Annotated in this window: 14 protein-coding genes; 11 read left to right on the top strand and 3 right to left on the bottom strand. The window is 65.7% G+C overall.

Annotated elements, in window-relative coordinates:
• Positions 1–1443 (bottom strand): Fe-S cluster assembly protein SufB, encoded by a 1443-nt coding sequence (gene sufB / locus ACQCVD_RS01705; RefSeq protein WP_426821951.1) that lies wholly within the window; start codon positions 1441–1443, stop codon positions 1–3.
• Positions 1440–2159 carry a helix-turn-helix transcriptional regulator gene (locus ACQCVD_RS01700; RefSeq protein ID WP_426821950.1) on the bottom strand — a complete coding sequence of 240 codons (720 nt, stop codon included), beginning with the start codon at positions 2157–2159 and terminating at the stop codon, positions 1440–1442. Before ACQCVD_RS01700 ends, sufB begins: the two co-directional genes overlap by 4 nt.
• 344 nt (positions 2160–2503) lie before the next feature.
• Here ACQCVD_RS01700 and mptB point away from each other — a divergent pair, with 344 nt between their 5' ends.
• The 6 genes from mptB to ACQCVD_RS01670 all read left to right on the top strand — a co-directional run bounded on the left by mptB (position 2504) and on the right by ACQCVD_RS01670 (position 8962).
• Positions 2504–4252, top strand: a complete 1749-nt coding sequence (mptB, locus tag ACQCVD_RS01695; protein ID WP_426821949.1) for a polyprenol phosphomannose-dependent alpha 1,6 mannosyltransferase MptB — start codon at positions 2504–2506, stop codon at positions 4250–4252.
• Between the two features lie 39 nt (positions 4253–4291).
• Positions 4292–5257, top strand: a complete 966-nt coding sequence (locus tag ACQCVD_RS01690) for an ABC transporter ATP-binding protein (protein WP_426822083.1) — start codon at positions 4292–4294, stop codon at positions 5255–5257.
• Positions 5258–5339: 82 nt separating this feature from the next.
• Entirely contained in the window at positions 5340–6044 is a 705-nt protein-coding gene (locus ACQCVD_RS01685; protein ID WP_426822082.1) for an ABC transporter permease, read from the top strand.
• A 91-nt stretch (positions 6045–6135) separates the two neighbouring features.
• Complete coding sequence (locus tag ACQCVD_RS01680; RefSeq protein WP_426822081.1) at positions 6136–7140, top strand: COX15/CtaA family protein; 1005 nt, start codon at positions 6136–6138, stop codon at positions 7138–7140.
• A gap of 202 nt (positions 7141–7342) precedes the next feature.
• Positions 7343–8308 (top strand): quinone oxidoreductase family protein, encoded by a 966-nt coding sequence (locus tag ACQCVD_RS01675; protein ID WP_426821948.1) that lies wholly within the window; start codon positions 7343–7345, stop codon positions 8306–8308.
• A gap of 159 nt (positions 8309–8467) precedes the next feature.
• Complete coding sequence (locus ACQCVD_RS01670; RefSeq protein WP_426821947.1) at positions 8468–8962, top strand: hypothetical protein; 495 nt, start codon at positions 8468–8470, stop codon at positions 8960–8962.
• Positions 8963–9049: 87 nt separating this feature from the next.
• On the opposite strand, the gene ACQCVD_RS01665 is transcribed toward ACQCVD_RS01670, so the two are convergent.
• Positions 9050–10057 (bottom strand): heme o synthase, encoded by a 1008-nt coding sequence (locus ACQCVD_RS01665; protein WP_426822080.1) that lies wholly within the window; start codon positions 10055–10057, stop codon positions 9050–9052.
• A gap of 406 nt (positions 10058–10463) precedes the next feature.
• Here ACQCVD_RS01665 and tkt point away from each other — a divergent pair, with 406 nt between their 5' ends.
• The 5 genes from tkt to pgl all read left to right on the top strand — a co-directional run bounded on the left by tkt (position 10464) and on the right by pgl (position 17157).
• A complete protein-coding gene (gene tkt, locus ACQCVD_RS01660) occupies positions 10464–12557 on the top strand; it encodes a transketolase (RefSeq protein WP_426821946.1) in 2094 nt (697 codons plus the stop codon).
• Between the two features lie 77 nt (positions 12558–12634).
• Positions 12635–13717, top strand: coding sequence for a transaldolase (tal, locus tag ACQCVD_RS01655; protein ID WP_426821945.1), 1083 nt, complete (start codon positions 12635–12637; stop codon positions 13715–13717).
• A 101-nt stretch (positions 13718–13818) separates the two neighbouring features.
• Entirely contained in the window at positions 13819–15378 is a 1560-nt protein-coding gene (gene zwf / locus ACQCVD_RS01650; RefSeq protein WP_426821944.1) for a glucose-6-phosphate dehydrogenase, read from the top strand.
• Positions 15379–15429: 51 nt separating this feature from the next.
• On the top strand, positions 15430–16365 hold the full coding sequence (locus ACQCVD_RS01645) for a glucose-6-phosphate dehydrogenase assembly protein OpcA (RefSeq protein ID WP_426821943.1): 936 nt from the start codon (positions 15430–15432) through the stop codon (positions 16363–16365).
• Positions 16366–16395: 30 nt separating this feature from the next.
• Positions 16396–17157 carry a 6-phosphogluconolactonase gene (gene pgl / locus ACQCVD_RS01640; protein ID WP_426821942.1) on the top strand — a complete coding sequence of 254 codons (762 nt, stop codon included), beginning with the start codon at positions 16396–16398 and terminating at the stop codon, positions 17155–17157.
• Positions 17158–17343 lie beyond the last annotated feature (186 nt).

Genomic DNA, 17343 nt, shown 5'->3' with positions numbered 1-17343 from the left:
TTAACCCACGGATCCTTCCATCTGCAGTTCGATCAGGCGGTTGAGCTCGAGCGCGTACTCCATCGGCAGCTCCTTGGCGATGGGCTCGACGAAGCCACGGACGATCATGGCCATGGCCTCGTCTTCCTCGATACCGCGGCTCATGAGGTAGAACAGCTGCTCCTCAGAGACCTGCGAGACGGTCGCCTCATGGCCGAGCACGACGTGGTCGTTGCGGATGTCGTTGTAGGGGTAGGTGTCCGACCGGGAGATGTTGTCGACCAGCAGCGCGTCACACTCCACCTGGGCGGTTGAGTGGTGGGCGTTCTGGTTGACCTGGACCAGACCACGGTAGGCGGTGCGTCCGCCGCCGCGGGCCACGGACTTGGAGACGACGTTCGAGGAGGTGTAGGGCGCCATGTGGGTCATCTTGGCACCGGTGTCCTGGAACTGGCCCTCGCCGGCGAAGGCGACGGAGAGCACCTCGCCCTTGGAGTGCGGACCGGTCATCCACACGGCCGGGTACTTCATGGTGACCTTGGAGCCGATGTTGCCGTCGACCCACTCCATGGTCGCGCCCTCTTCGACCTTGGTGCGCTTGGTCACCAGGTTGTAGACGTTGTTCGACCAGTTCTGGATCGTGGTGTAGCGGCAGCGGCCGCCCTTCTTCACGATGATCTCCACGACCGCGGAGTGCAGGGAGTCGGATTTGTAGATCGGTGCGGTACAGCCCTCGACGTAGTGGACGTAGGCGTCCTCGTCCACGATGATGAGGGTGCGCTCGAACTGGCCCATGTTCTCCGTGTTGATGCGGAAGTAGGCCTGGAGCGGGATGTCCACGTGGACTCCCGGCGGGACGTAGATGAAGGAACCACCGGACCAGGTGGCGGTGTTCAGTGCGGAGAACTTGTTGTCACCGGCCGGGATGACCGTGCCGAAGTACTCCTTGAACAGCTCCTCGTGCTCCTTGAGGGCGGTGTCGGTGTCGACGAAGATGACACCCTTTTCCTCCAGGTCCTCCCGGATCTGGTGGTAGACCACCTCGGACTCGTACTGCGCGGCGACACCGGCGACCAGGCGCTGCTTCTCAGCCTCCGGGATGCCGAGCTTGTCATAGGTGTTCTTGATGTCCTCGGGCAGATCCTCCCAGGAGGTGGCCTGCTCCTCGGTGGAGCGGACGAAGTACTTGATGTTGTCGAAGTCAATGCCCGAAAGGTCTGCGCCCCAGGTCGGCACCGGCTTCTTGTTGAAGATGTCGAGTGCCTTCAGACGCTGCTGGAGCATCCACTCCGGCTCGTTCTTGAGCTGGGAGATGTCGCGGACGACTTCCTCGCTCAGACCGCGGCGGGCCGAGGCTCCGGCCTCGTCGGAGTCGTGCCAACCGAAGTTGTAGGGGCCGATCGACTCAATGATCTCGTCATCGGTCGTCGGAGTGTTCACACCAGGATTCTGTGTCTGGGTCATGATCCGCTCCTCTCGTCAGGAGAATGATTAATGGGGGTCAATGGGATATTTGTGGTGCAGATGCCGTGTCCCTCAGCGATCGAAGCCAACTGTTGGACGTGGACTCCCACGAGATCCGAGATGGCCTCGTGCTCCGCCTCACAGATCTCCGGGAACTCGGAGGCGACGTTCGAGATCGGACAGTGGTGCTGGCAGATCTGAACCCCACCTGCGGCGTGAGTGACGGTGGCGGCGTAGCCGTGGTCACCGAAAGCTTCCGCAAGGGCCCGGGCTGTGGCCTCCACGGATTTATCACTGACATCTGCGGGGCTGATCCCGCGCACGATGTCAGCGATCCGTCGCTTCGCGAATTCCCGCACCGCTTCATCTCCACCGGTATCGCGGAGTGCGGCGAGCGCGAGATTCGCGAGATTGTCATAACCGTGACCGAACTGACCACGGCCGGAGTCGGTGAGACGGAACTCCTTTGCGGGCCTCCCTCGGGAAGGCGCCGCTCCGGAGCTCGGGCGGCGGCGGTGTGCCTTCGCCTCCGCGAGCCCTTCGTCCACCAGAATGTCCAGGTGCCTGCGGACACCTGCGGCTGAGATGCCGAGATGATCACCGATCTTCGAGGCGGTCACGGGACCGTGCTTCAGCAGGGTCAGCATGATCTCCCGTCTGGTGTCACCGTCGGTCGACCTCGTCTCGGTCGCCGTGCGGTGTCCGGTTTCACTCATGGCCCTCACCTCCTGAGGCAATCGGTTCCGGGACCTCGATGATTCGGCCCTCATCATTTGACAACACTAGTGTTCCCTAATTCATTCCCCCTGTCCAACCTCGGGCTTTTCAGGTGCGCCCGCACCTACCTGCGGAGAGATGACGCCCTGGAGAATGCTGAGAGGGAAGTCACAAACGTGGGGTGCAAGGCGGGAAATCACCCTGGCTCGGCCCACCTTTCATCCGTGATTCGGTGGCAGGGCGGAGCGGATGGCACCCGGGTGACGCTCCCCGGGGCGGTGGTGGCCGCTACGGTGTTCCGCGAGCCGTAGGATGTGGCATTGTGCTACCCCACTCGAAGCTGATGCGGAAGGTCCTGCAGTCGTTGACCCGGGATCTCCCCCGGCTCGGTTCCGCCGGATCCCGTTCAGCTGAGCTCCACAGCCGGGACACCTCGGACGCGGAGACAGCGACGGCCACCACCCAAGCCACGACAGCCCCGGTGCCCCCGGAAGAAGGTCCCGGGCCAGTTGAAGATCCCGGAACCGTGCTCCGCCCCCGGAACGACCGGGGATTAAACGACCGGGAACTGCGCCGGTTCACCCTGCTCCGGATCATCGGCACGATCGGCTCGCTGATGCTGGCGCTGGGGGCGCTGGGGGCCGGGGCTCTTCCGGTCGTGGACAACCCGTACCAGCATTTCCCCGGTGGCTCCCCGATGTTCCGGATGCTGCAGACCTCCTCCATGGTGGTGATGGTCGGCGTCGGGCTGCTGGTGCTCGCCTGGGTGCTGATGGCGCCTTATACCGGAGCGGCGATCCGGCACCGCGAGCAGATCCGTGGTCGGGCATCCCTTCCCCAGTTGCGGCGCACCTTCGCCTGCTGGGTACTGCCGATCATCTTCACCGCTCCGCTGTTCACCCAGGACATCTACTCCTATCTGGCCAACGGTTCCATCGTGCTACAGGGGATGGACCCGTATTCGGCGGGTCCCGTCGAACTGCTCGGGACGGAGAACCATCTCGCTCGTTCCGTCCCCTTCATCTGGTCGCATTCCCCCTCCCCCTACGGGCCGGTCGCCCTGGGCTTCGCCGCCCTCATCAGTGCATTGACCAATGACTCAATCGTGCTGGGGGTCCTCGCGCACCGGCTGCTGTCCCTGGCCGGGGTGGCGGTCGCCGGTTGGGCCGTGGTCAAGCTCGCCCGTCGGTGCCGGGTCAGTGCCCCGGCCGCGGTGTGGCTGGGCATTCTGAATCCGCTGACGGTTCTCCATCTGATCGGCGGCATCCACAATGAATCCGTTCTGCTGGGATTCGCGCTGGCCGGGCTGGAGCTCGGGCTGCGCGGTGTCCATCGACTCGGGACGGCGCGCTCGCGAAGTGCGGTCGCCTACCTCGTCGCCTCGGGCGCGTTGATCAGTTGCGCGGGCATGGTCAAGGTCACCGGCTTTCTGGCCCTCGGTTTCGTCGGCATGGCCCTGGCCCGCCGACTACGGGAACTCGGTCGCGGGCAGGTGCTCTCCATCGCGCTGGCGGTGGTCGTCCAGCTGGTGTTGCTGGTGGCGACGATCGCGGTGGTGACCCTGATCAGCGGCATCGGCCTGGGATGGGTGAGCGGTCAGGGAGGGGCGGCGTCGATCCGCAGCTGGATGTCGGTGACCACGGATTCCGGGGTGATCGCCGGCTGGCTCGGCATGCTGCTCGGCCTGGGAGACCACACCGAGGCGATCCTGACGATCACGCGTGCGGCCGGCATCCTGGTGGCGGTCGTGTTCATTGTGCGCATGCTCTTCGCCACCTTCCGTGGCACCATCCACCCGGTGGGCGGTCTCGGCGTCTCCACCTTCATTCTGGTCATCCTCTTCCCGGTGGTTCACCCCTGGTACATGCTGTGGGCCATCCTGCCGCTGGCAGCCTGGGCCAACCGGTTGTTCTTCCGCGTGTGCGTGGTCGTCTACTCCGCCGCCTTCAGCTTCTTCGTCCTGCCTCGGGGGCTGGCGTTGCCGGCCGATACCGTTCTGGTTATTTATGTCGGCGCGGCGGTGAGTTTCGTCATCATCGTCTCCCTCGGTTGGTGGTTATTGAGGCATCGGGGGTTGCTTGACCTAGACTGAGGATCCGTGACTGCTCAATCGGATGTTCAGGGCGAGCCCGTGCGCCAACTTACGGATGACCCCGCGGTTACCCCCGCGCTCGAGCTGCGTGGCGTGACCAAGTACTTCGGTCAGAAGGCCGCCGTTGCCGGGCTCGATCTTCAGGTCCGGCGCGGCGAGGTGTTCGCCCTCCTCGGCCCCAACGGGGCAGGCAAGACCACGACGATCGAAATGTGTGAGGGGTTTCAGTCCCCGAGCGGCGGGCAGATCCGGGTGCTGGGCCTGGACCCCACCCGCAACCCGGACGCGGTCCGCAGCCGTATCGGCATCATGCTCCAGGGCGGTGGCTCCTACTCCGGTATCCGCGTCGGTGAAATGCTGCAACTGGCGGCTTCCTATAACGCTCATCCCCACGATCCGGAGTGGCTGCTGGAAGTCGTCGGCCTGAAGGGACAACGCCGCACCACGTACCGCCGTCTCTCCGGTGGTCAGCAGCAGCGCCTGTCTCTGGCCCTGGCGCTCATCGGCCGACCCGAACTGGTTTTCCTGGATGAGCCCACCGCCGGCATGGACGCCCAGTCCCGGTTGCTGGTCTGGGACCTGATCGCCACCTTGTGCCGGGACGGTGTCACGGTCATCCTGACCACCCACCTCATGGATGAAGCGGAGGCGCTGGCAGACCGCATCATGATCATCGACCACGGCCGGTGCGTGGCGGAGGGAACACCCGCCGAACTCACCGCCGGCACGGCCGCCGGAGTCCAGTCGATCAGTCTGGTGACTGATGCCGCACTGGACACCGGGCTCATCGACGCCGCCCTCCAGCGGCGCGGTTACTCTGCCCCGCCACTCTCCGCCTCCCGCCCGTTGCACTACAACCTGCCGGCGGAAGCGACCCCCGAACTGTTGTCCACACTGGCTGCGGCCGTGGCGGAGCAGAATGTCCTGATCCGTCGGCTGGATGCCGATCACCGCAATCTCGAGCAGGTCTTTCTCGAGTTGACCGGAAAGAACCTGAGGAGCTGAAGCAGACGTGACCACATCACCTGACACCACTTTCCCGGAGGGGACCTTCACTCCGTCTCCCCGGCGTGCCGGGACCTGGAAGATGGTGTCCGCCCAAGGCCGGATCGAGTCCAAGCTCTTCCTGCGCCACGGTGAGCAGCAGCTGCTCAGTCTCATCATCCCGTTCGCGATGCTCATCGTCTTGGCCAAGGTGCCCATCCTGGACGGTCCTGAGCCGCTCCGGGAGGCGGTGCCGGTGATCTTCGCCATCGCCGCGATGAGCTCGGGCTTCACCGGTCAGGCGATCGCGCTGGCCTTCGACCGCCGCTACGGCGCCCTCAAACGCACCGGTGCCAGCGGGGTCTCCGCCGGGACCATCATCGTCGGCAAGGCGATTGCGGTGATCACCATGGTGCTGATCCAGGTCGTGGTCCTGGGCGCCACCGCACTCATTCTCGGGTGGCGTCCGGACGCCCTCGGCACGCTCGCCGCCGTCATCACCCTGGCCATCGGGGTGGCGGCGTTTTCCTCCCTCGGTCTGTTGATGGGAGGGACGCTGAGCTCTGAGGTGGTGCTCGCCCTGGCCAACCTGATCTGGGTGGTGCTGTCCGGGCTGGTGGGGTGGGTCCTGGTGTCCCAGGGCCTCGCCGACGCCGGCTTCGCCAACCTGATTCCCTCTGTGGCGCTCGCCTCGGGGCTCACCCTGGCCTTCGAGGGGACACTGCCCTGGGTGCAGTTGCTGATCCTGGTGGTGTGGCTGGTCATTGCGTCGGTTGCGGCAGTCAAATGGTTCCGCTTCGCGTCCTAGATCACAGGGTGTTTCGCCCCACCGGGATTCTCCCGCCGGAATTATCATCCGGGCTGGCAGCGGGGCTAGACTAGGCCTCGTGAGTACTACGATGTCCCCAGCTTCCGCCGATGGTTCACCGAAGAAGACACCCTGGATCCCCAGTCTCCGGCTGCAACGGATCGCCGCCTTTCTGCTCCTGTTGACGCAGGGCGGCATCACCGTCACCGGCTCCATCGTCCGGGTGACCGGCTCGGGCCTCGGCTGTGACACCTGGCCGATGTGCCACGAGGGCTCCCTGGTACCGCAGGCCGGTGCCGCACCCTGGCTGCACCAGGCCATCGAATTCGGTAACCGGCTGCTCGCCTTCGTGGTCGCAGCAGCCGCCATCTTCGTGTTCGTGCTGCTGCTCAAGGCCCGCCGCCGCGCGGAGCTCATCGTCTATTCGGTGATTTCCGGTCTGGGAGTGGTCCTGCAGGCGGTGCTCGGCGGTATTTCCGTCCACATGGACCTGCACTGGTGGTGGGTGGCCATCCACTTCCTGCCGTCTATGGTGCTGGTGTGGGTGGCCGCGATGCTCTACACCCGTACCGCCGAGCCCGATGACGGCACCCCGACGCGCACCTTCCCCGCCCTCATCCGGGTGATGACGGTGATTTCCGCGATTTGCCTGGCCGTCGTCCTCATCACCGGCACAATGGTCACCGGAGCCGGGCCCCATTCCGGCGATGAGACTGTGGGGATGGAGGGACGTCTCCAGGTCGACATTGACTGGATGGCCCACGTCCACGGTTACAACATGTACGTGTACCTCGCGTTCACCGTCATCATCGTGGCCCTGCTCTACTGGAAGAAGGCGCCCCGGCCTGCGAAGCAGACCGGTTGGGCGCTGATCGCCATGATCCTGATTCAGGCCGCTATCGGCATCGCGCAGTACAACCTGGGTGTCCCGCGCTGGAGTGTGCCGCTGCACATTGCCATGTCCTCCGTGGTGGTCGCCTTCTCCGCCTGGCTCTACGCCCACGGCCGGGTGCGTACCGGCGGCACCGAAAACACCGCCACCGGGTCCCCGGCCGGCGACAAGTTCGTGGCCCAACGGGCGGGTGCCTCCGCATAGTTCGCAGGCAGGACGAGACGCCGGTACTCACCCTGAGTCTCTCTGACACCCCCACCTCATTCTCCCTGAGGTGGGGGTGTCGCGTTGCCGCCTTCCCCGTACCGATTCCCGTCGTGAACCGGTCCCCGGGGCGGAAACCTTCACCCACCCGATTTGGCGCAACTCAGACCGTCGGCGAAGAAACTTCACTAGCCTGGCAGACATGAAGGCGATTCAGATCTCCCAGACCGGCGGACCGGAAACCCTCCAGTTCCGCGACGATGTAGAGGCCCCGTCCCCCTCCGATGACCAGGTGCTCGTCGCCGTGGACGTGGCCGGGGTCAACTACATCGACACCTACTACCGAGAGGGCATCTACCACGCGGCGACGCCGTTCACTCCCGGTCAGGAGGGTACCGGCCGGGTGCTGCATGACCCCCGGGGAGAAATCGCCGAGGGAACACTGGTGGCCTGGATGGACGCCTTCGGCTCCTATGCCGAGCAGGTGTGTGTTCCCCGTGACCGGCTCGTGGCCGTGCCGGAGGGCATTGATCCGCACACCGCCGGGACCATGCTCCTCCAGGGAATCACCGCCCATTATCTGATCTATGGGGTGCACGACCTGCAGGAGGGAGAATCCTGTCTCATCACCGCCGGAGCCGGCGGTGTCGGACTGCTGGCCACACAGATGGCGGCGGCCAAGGGCGCCCGGGTCTATTCTGTCGTCTCCACCGAGGAGAAGGCCGAATTGGCACGGGAGGCCGGCGCCAGTGCGGTGTTCTACTACTCCGATGAGCTGGCAGAGCAGGTCCGCCGCCACAACGGCGGCGTCGGCGTGGACGTGGTTTACGACGGGGTGGGACAGGCCACCTTCAGCGAGTCCCTGGAGGTGGTCCGTCCCCGCGGCATCGTCTGTCTCTTCGGTGCCGCGTCCGGACCCGTGGAGCCCCTCGATCCGCAGCTCCTGAACACTCACGGTTCGATCTTCCTCACCCGCCCCTCCACGGGTGCCTACACCGCCGGCGAGGGCGAGTTCGCCATGCGGGCTCAGGCGGTCACCCAGGGCATCGTCGAAGGCACCCTCAAGTTCCGGATCGGCGGGGTCTATCCGTTGGCGGAAGCCGCGCAGGCCCATCGGGATCTCCAGGAACGTAAGACCACCGGCTCGGTCGTGCTGCAGGTCAGCTAAAACCGCGCAGTCTGCCCGGAGTTACGATCGCGCGGGCGCCCACCTTCAGGGGTGGTGTCCTGTGACGGATGGTGCGGTTGTGAAGTGCCGCATATGGTACGACGTGTGAAATCAATGAGAAGAACCTTAGCGGCCGTCCTGGGGGCCAGTGCCGTCCTTGTGTCTGCAACAACGGGGCCCTCCGCTGCCGCCCAGGTCTCCCCACCGACAGTGGTCCACGGCAGCCAGGAACTTGAATTCCTCATCGACACCCTCCGCCCGGTGGTTCCCGAACTCCGCACACTGTCCTCGGTCGTCGGGTCGCCTGCCCCCGACAACGCCCGTGGGCTCGACGGCTGTGTCGGGCGTTTTCTCGTCAACCAGGGCTATACCGTGGTCCACGCGGGCACTCCGTACGACCGTGCGCTCGATCTCGCCCAGCGCGGCTATGAGGGCGATCTCGCCCTCAATGGCCAGGGCGTCTCCCGCGCGGTCTACTTCGCCGACGGAGAAGGGATCGTCTCCCGGGTCAAGGCGGAACACGCCTCCTCGACCTGCCACTGGTACATGACCCAGCATCCAACCCGTGTCAGTAACGCGAAGCGTGCGGCCGTCGCCACGTGGGGTGCCTCCGGCGGCGACGTCTACATCGGACAGTTCTTCACCTACCACTGACCCGCTCCCCGTCCCCGGCCAATACGAACAGGGCCCCTCACCGGAAATTCTCCGGCGAGGGGCCCTGTATCTGAATAGCTGGGCAGGTCAGAAGAACGTGGTGTCCCAGCCCAGCATCATGCCGAGGGTGTCCCACCCGAAGATGGCGTCCACGGACAGTGCGACGAACACCAGCGCCAGGTAGTTGTTCGACAGAATGAACAGCTTGAGGGGCTTGACCTCAGCGCCGTTCTTCACCCCGAGGTGCAGCTTGGTCGCGCTGACCAGGAACCAGATGCCGCCGATGACTGAACCTGCCAGGTAGATCCACGAGGTGGCGGGCAGCAGAAGCAGGGAGATCAGGACGGTGGCCCAGGTATAGTAGACGATCTGCCGGGTCACTTCGACCGGTTCGCGGACAACCGGGAGCATGGGCACGCCGGCGGCCTTGTAGTCCTCCTTGTACTTCATGGCCAGAGCCCAGGTGTGGGGCGGGGTCCAGAAGAACACGATCAGGAACATCACGATGGCCTGCCACCACTGGGAGGGCACGCCCTCCGGCAGATTATCGGTGATCACGGCCCAGCCGACCAACACGGGCATGCAACCTGCGGCACCGCCCCAGACGATGTTCATGTGGGTTCGCCGCTTCAGGAACTTCGTGTAGACGAAGATGTAGAAGAGGATCGTGATCATCACGAACACCGCAGCGGTGAGCGAGCCGCACAGCAACCACAGCCACAGGAAGCTGGCGACGGTCAGCGCCCACGCGAAGATGGTGGCGTCCCGGTTGGACACGGTGTGCCGGACCAGCGGTCGGGCCCGCGTGCGCCCCATCTTCTGGTCGATATCGGAATCGGCGACCATGTTGAAGGTGTTCGCCGCCGCTGCGCCCATCCAGCCGCCGATGACCGTCAACAGGATCAGCAGGATGTTGTTGGCTCCCCGCTCGGCCTGCAGCATGGCGGGGATGGTGGCCACCAGAAGTAGCTCAATCACCCTTGGTTTCGTCAGCGCAATATAGGCCTTGATGGTGTCCAAGGGTGAGTTCCTCCAGCTTTCCGGTGTTTCTTCGTCATGCCACCCCCGGGCCGACTGCCGGGCCGGGTGGTTCAGGTTCGCGCGTCCTATCCGGCCACGGGCCGGAGCGCGCCTGCCCCAGTAGTCGGACGGCTCCCCCGGAAAGTTCCCGCTCCCGGAAACCCTCTACCCGGCGGCACCGGCGTTGACGGGGCTGTGAAAGGTAGCTGCCCTATGCTAGCTGCTCTACCTGCCCAATCCACAATCCTGTCACAGGGAGAATCACCGGAGGGCGCGTGGTGGTTCGCACACGTTCCGATAGGCAGGGATCGATGCCACAAGCCCGGCCCAAAAGGAACTATGGTGGGAGACGACGCAGATTCGCGGGCAGTCCCCCACCTCCGGAACAGATCGCCGCCACCGCCGTGGCGCGGCAACGGCCGGGGTAGGGCGGGCGTCGTGAGTCAACCGTATCCCCCAACTGAAGTGAGGTATCACGATCGTGACCCTGTCGCCCGACCTGAAGGCTCTGACCGTCCGCAACTACCCGGCTGACTGGACTGACACCGACACCCGTGCCGTGGACACTGTCCGGGTGCTCGCCGCCGACGCGGTGCAAAAGTGTGGGTCGGGGCACCCGGGCACCGCGATGAGTCTGGCACCGCTGGCCTACACCCTCTACCAGCGCGTGATGAACCACGACCCGGCCGCGACGAACTGGGCCGGGCGGGACCGTTTCGTCCTGTCTGCCGGCCACACCTCGCTGACCCAGTACATTCAGCTCTACCTCGGTGGCTTCGGTTTGGAGCTCGAGGACCTCAAGGCCCTGCGCACCTGGGGTTCCCTGACTCCGGGACACCCGGAGTACGGTCACACCAACGGCGTGGAGATCACCACCGGTCCGCTGGGCCAGGGCCTGGCTTCCTCTGTGGGCATGGCGATGGCCGCCCGTCGGGAGCGCGGCCTGCTGGATCCGGACGCCGCTCCGGGGGAGTCACCCTTCGACCACTACATCTACGTCATCGCCTCCGACGGCGACCTCCAGGAGGGCGTGACCGCTGAAGCCTCCTCCCTCGCCGGTACGCAGCAGCTGGGTAACCTGATCGTCTTCTGGGACGATAACCGGATCTCCATCGAGGATGACACCCAGATCGCCTTCACCGAGGACGTCTCCGCCCGTTACCGCGCCTACGGTTGGCAGGTCATCGAGGTCAACGGCGGCGAGGACGTCGCGGCGATCGAGCAGGCAGTCACGGACGCGAAGGCCGATCCCACCCGCCCCACCTTCGTCCGGGTGCGCACCGTCATCGCCTACCCCGCCCCCAACGCCATGAACACCGGTGCCGCCCATGGCGCCGCGCTGGGCGAGGAGGAGGTGGCCGCCACCAAGCGCGAGCTGGACTTTGATCCGGAGGCCCACTTCGCGGTCGAGCCCGAGGTGCTGGCGCATACCCGCCAGCTCGCCGAACGCGGCGCCACCAAGCACGCGGAGTGGCAGCGGCACTATGACGAGTGGGCGAAGGCCAACCCCGAGGCCAAGCAGCTGCACGACCGGCTGATCACCCGCGAGCTGCCGGCCGACTTCGCCGCAGAGCTGCCGACCTGGGAGCCGGACGCCAAGGGGGTGGCCACCCGCAAGGCCTCCCAGGCCGTGCTCCAGGCGCTCGGTGCCACCCTGCCGGAGCTGTGGGGCGGCTCCGCCGACCTCGCCGGCTCCAACAACACCATCATCAAGGATTCCCCCTCCTTCGGCCCGAAGGAGATCACCACGGACATGTTCACGGCCACCCCTTACGGCCGGAACCTGCATTTCGGTGTTCGCGAGCACGCGATGGGCGCGATCATGAACGGCATCGCGCTCCACGGCGGCACCCGGCCCTACGCCGGCACCTTCCTGATCTTCTCGGACTACATGCGTCCGGCCGTGCGTCTCGCCGCCCTCCAGGGCACCGACGCCTACTACGTCTGGACCCACGACTCCATCGGCCTCGGCGAGGACGGCCCGACCCACCAGCCGGTGGAGCAGCTGTCCACCCTGCGCGCCATCCCGGGGATGTCCATGCTGCGCCCGGCCGACGCCAACGAGACCTCCGCGGCCTGGAAGCACGCGCTGCTCTACAAGGCGGGCCCGAAGGGCCTGGCCCTGACCCGCCAGAACGTCCCGGTGCTTGAGGGCACGCGGGAACTGGCCGACGAAGGTGTCCGCCGAGGCGCCTACGTCCTGGTCGAAGGTTCCAAGCAGACGCCGGACGTCATCCTGATGGGCTCCGGCTCCGAGGTCCAGCTGGCGGTCGAGGCCGCCAAACAGCTCGAGAGTGAGGGTGTCGCGGCCCGCGTCGTCTCCGTGCCGTGCATGGACTGGTTCGCGGAGCAGGACCAGGACTACATCGAGTCGGTCCTGCCGACTGCTGTCACCGCCCGCGTCTCCGTGGAAGCCGGCCTGGCCATGTCCTGGCACCGCTGGCTCGGTAACCGTGGTCGCGCGGTTTCCCTGGAGCACTTCGGCGCCTCCGCCAACTACGAGCGGCTCTACCAGGAGTTCGGCATCACCGCCGAGGCTGTGGTGGCCGCCGCCCACGATTCCCTGAACGCCTAAGAACGCCTCGAACCCGCCCGCCATCCTGAGCTTCAGCACCGGGCGGGTGCCCGCACCCGCCGAAAGGAACGATCACCATGACCCACATTGACGAACTCTTCAAGCTCGGCACCTCAACCTGGTTGGATGACCTCTCCCGTGTCCGCATCACCAGCGGCAACCTCAAGGAGATCCTCGAATCCAAGTCCATCGTCGGGGTCACCACCAACCCCTCGATTTTCGCGGCCGCGATGAGCCAGGGCACCGCTTATGATGACCAGATCGCCGAGCTCAAGGAAGCCGGTGCGGCGGTGGACGAGGCCGTCTACGCGATGTCCATCGACGACGTCCGCGACGCCTGCGACATCCTGGCCGACGTGCACGAGCGCACCGGCGGCCTGGACGGCAGGGTCTCCATCGAGGTCGACCCGCGGATCTCGGCGGACCGGGAGGCCACCCTGGAGCAGGCCCGCTCCCTCTGGGCCAAGGTCGACCGTCCCAACGTGATGATCAAGATCCCGGCCACCGGCGAATCCCTGCCGGCGATCGCGGATGCACTGGCGGAGGGAATCAACGTCAACGTCACGCTGATCTTCTCCGTTTCCCGCTACCGCGAGGTCATCGGCACCTACATCGACGGCATCAACCGCGCCGCCGAGGCCGGCCACGACGTCTCCCGGATCCATTCCGTGGCCTCCTTCTTCGTCTCCCGCATGGACACTGAGGTGGACAAGCGACTGGAAGCCATCGGCACGGATGAGGCTCTGGCCCTCCGCGGCAAGGCCGGAGTGGCCAACGCCCGCCGCGCCTACTCGGTCTTCCAGCAGCTCTTCGAGAACGCGGATCTGCCGGAGGGCGCCAACCTCCAGCGTCCGCTGTGGGCGTCGACGGGAGTGAAGAACCCCGACTACCCCGCCACGCTCTACGTCTCCGAGTTGGCCGGCCCGAACACGGTGAACACCATGCCGGAGAAGACCATCGACGCTGTGCTCGCCGAGGGCAACCTACACGGCGACACCCTGACCGGGACCGGCGACGAGTCCGAACAGGTGCTGCGCGACCTCAGCGAGGTCGGGGTGGACCTGGAGGATGTGTTCATTGCGCTGGAGCGCGAGGGCGTCGACAAGTTCGTGGCCTCCTGGGAGGAACTCCTGGAGTCCATGCGGTCCCGGCTGTCCTAGACCCGCGCCCCCCCCTGTTGTCCACCTCCCCGGCCCCGCCGGGGAGGTGCCGTACCGTTTTCCCCTTTCGTTCCCGACGGATTTTTCAAAAGGACACCGCATTGTCTGAACTGCACTCCGATACCGGTTCTTCCGACGCCGCATGGGTCAACCCCCTGCGCGACCCCCACGACAAGCGACTCCCCCGGATCGCCGGTCCTTCCGGCATGGTGATCTTCGGCGTCACCGGCGACCTCGCGCGCCGTAAGCTGCTGCCGGCCATCTACGATCTGGCCAACCGGGGTCTGCTGCCCGCTGGGTTCACCCTCATCGGCTACGGCCGCCGGGAGTGGTCGAAGGCGGAGTTCGAGAATTACGTCCTCGAGGCCGTTCAGCTCGGGGCCCGCACCAAGTTCCGGGAGAACGTCTGGGAACGACTGGCGGAGGGCATGCACTTCGTCACGGGCAACTTCGACGATGACGCTGCCTTCGACAACCTCGCCGCCACTCTCTCGGAGATGGACCGGGAACGCGGTACCGGCGGCAACTGGGCCTACTATCTGTCGGTGCCGCCGGACTACTTCTCCGATGTCTGCCACCAGCTGGAGCGCTCCGGAATGGCGGAGGCTGCGGGGGGATCCTGGCGTCGTGTCATCATCGAAAAACCCTTCGGCAATGACCAGAAGTCGGCCCGTCGGCTCAATGAGATCGTCAACTCCGTGTTTCCCGAGGAGGCGGTGTTCCGCATCGACCACTACCTGGGCAAGGAAACGGTGCAGAACATCATGGCGTTGCGCTTCGCCAACCAGATCTTCGATCCGCTGTGGAACGCCCACTATGTCGACCACGTGCAGATCACCATGGCTGAGGACATCGGCCTGGGGGGCCGGGCCGGCTACTACGACGGAATCGGGGCGGCCCGGGACGTCATCCAGAACCACCTGATTCAGTTGCTGGCTCTGGTTGCGATGGAAGAACCCATCGCCTTCTCCCCCACGGAGCTGCAGACCGAGAAGATCAAGGTGTTGCGCGCCACCCGTCCGGTGTACCCGCTGTCCAAGACGACCGCCCGAGGCCAGTACACCGCCGGCTGGCAGGGCTCCACCTTCGTCAAGGGCCTGCGTGAGGAGGAGGGCTTCGACCCGAAGTCGACCACGGAGACCTTTGCCGCCTGCACCCTGGAGATCAGTTCCCGACGGTGGGCCGGTGTCCCGTTCTACCTGCGCACCGGTAAACGGCTCGGTCGCCGGGTCACCGAGATCGCGTTGGTGTTCAAGGAGGCCCCGCACCAACCCTTCGGCGAGCGAATGACCTCGGCGCTGGGCAACAATGCCGTGGTCATCCGGGTGCAACCGGATGAGGGGGTGCTGATGCGCTTCGGATCGAAGGTGCCCGGCTCCACCATGGAGGTCCGCGACGTCAACATGGACTTCTCCTACTCCGAGGCCTTCACGGAGGAATCGCCGGAGGCTTATGAACGTCTGATCCTGGACGCCCTGCTGGATGAGTCGAGCCTGTTCCCCACCAATGAAGAGGTGGAATTGAGCTGGGAGATCCTGGACCCCATCCTGGACTACTGGGAGGAGCACGGTCTTCCCGACGAATATGCCGCGGGCACCTGGGGGCCGGATTCCGCTGACCAGATGCTCAACCGTGCCGGCCGAACCTGGCGCCGCCCCTAGGGCAGCATCTTTGCCCCTGATATTCCGCTAGCTAGATTCTGAAAGGCCCTCATGATCATCGATCTGCCCGACACCACCACCCGGAAGATCTCGGCGGCGCTGCTGGAGAGCAAGGAGGCCTTCTCCCAGGCCACCGGGCGGGTACTCACCCTGATCGTCGTCGCCTCCCAGGATGACGACGTCGACGCCATCATCGCAGCCACCGAAGGTGCCGCCCACGAGCACCCGGCCCGTGTCCTGGTGATGCTCGCCGGCCCGAAGGAGGGACCGGCCCTACTCGATGCCCAGATCCGGGTAGCCGGTGAAGCCGGCGCCGCGGAAATGGTGCTCATGCGCATCAGCGGTGAGCTGTCCCAGCACCTGGAGTCCGTGGTCACCCCCCTGCTGCTGCCTGATACCCCGATCGTCGCGTGGTGGCCCTACGCCGCGCCGGCCGATCCCTCCGAGCACCCCATCGGCAGACTCTCCCAGCGCCGGATCACCGATGCCCTCTATGACACCCGCTCGTTCGTGCTCTCCGCACGGCGGGAGAACTACACCCCCGGGGACTCTGACCTGATGTGGTCGCGTATCACCCAGTGGCGCGGCATCGTGGCCTCCTCCCTGGAGCAGTGTCCGGGGAAGCAGATCACCGCTGCCCGCGTCCACGGGCCGATCGACCATCCCAGCGTGGACATCGCCGCAGGTTGGCTGGCTGATCGGCTGGGGGTGGAGATCGTCCGGAGCACCGGTGGTTCCACCCACGAGCTCGAACAGGGGATGTTCATGATCAGCAGCCTCGAACTCGAACAGCAGGACGGCACCGTCGAGATCTCGGTCGTCGATTCCCGGACCATCCGCGTCAGTGTGCCCGGTCTCCCCGATTCCCTGGTGGCCCTGTCACGTCGCAGCATCGCGGAATGCCTGGCCGAGGAACTACGCCACCTTGACCCCGATATCGCCTATGCCCACGCGCTCCGTGGACTGGGTCAGTTGACCCGCCGCTGACTCCGCTCTCCCACCGAAAGGACCCACCCAATGGTTACCGTCAAGCCGGTTGCTGACCTAGATGAACTGATCGCCAACGCCGCCCGAGACTTCGTGGAGGTGATCCACCAGGTGCAGGCCGGCGGCGGAAAGCACGGCGACGGCCTGGCCCGCGTCGTGCTCACCGGCGGCGGGGCCGGCACAGGCCTGCTCAAGGAGCTGGCGCGTCTCGACGCCGCGGCCACCGCCCAATCCGAAACCTTCCCCACCCTGCGGGTGGACTGGAACCGGGTGCACGTGTTCTTCGGTGATGAACGCAATGTGCCGGTCACCGATCCGGAGTCCAATGAGGGGCAGGCCAGGGCGGCGCTGCTCGATCACGTGGACATCCCGGCGGGGAATATCCACGGTTACGGCCTGGGTACCGCCGAGATGGCAACTGCAGCCGCAACCTACGAGGAGACGGTCCAGCAGCATGCCCCCCAGGGCTTCGATCTGCACCTGCTGGGTATGGGCGGCGAGGGACACATCAACTCACTATTCCCCCACACCGCGGCCGTCCGGGAGACCGGGAAGCTCGTGGTGGCGGTGACCGATTCCCCGAAACCGCCGGCGGAACGGGTCACCCTGACCCTTCCGGCCGTGAACGCCGCCGACCAGGTGTGGCTGCTGGTGTCCGGCGCTGAGAAGGCCGAGGCCGCCGGACATGTGGTGCGCGGCGCCGAGGCCGTGGACTGGCCCGCCGCCGGGGCACGCGGTGCCCGGGAGACCGTGCTCTACCTGGCGCAGGACGCGGCCGGACAGGTCGACTGACGGTTCTGCTCGGACGCCTACCCCTGCCGCCCGGACATTACTTCGGGCGGCAGGGGTGTCCGGTTGATCGGGCGATGTTCTATTCCATTCCAAAGTTGGGAAAACCTGCAGCGGAAATTTCAGGGCCCAGTAAAAGCTGCCACGGGAAGACAGTAGATAGACCCCAGACTGAAATCGGAGTTTTAA

It is taken from the genome of Corynebacterium halotolerans, from assembly GCF_050107895.1.
GTDB lineage: Bacteria > Actinomycetota > Actinomycetes > Mycobacteriales > Mycobacteriaceae > Corynebacterium > Corynebacterium halotolerans_B.
The sequence above is the reverse complement of the archived record's forward strand: the minus strand, read 5'-3'. Positions and strand labels throughout refer to the sequence as shown.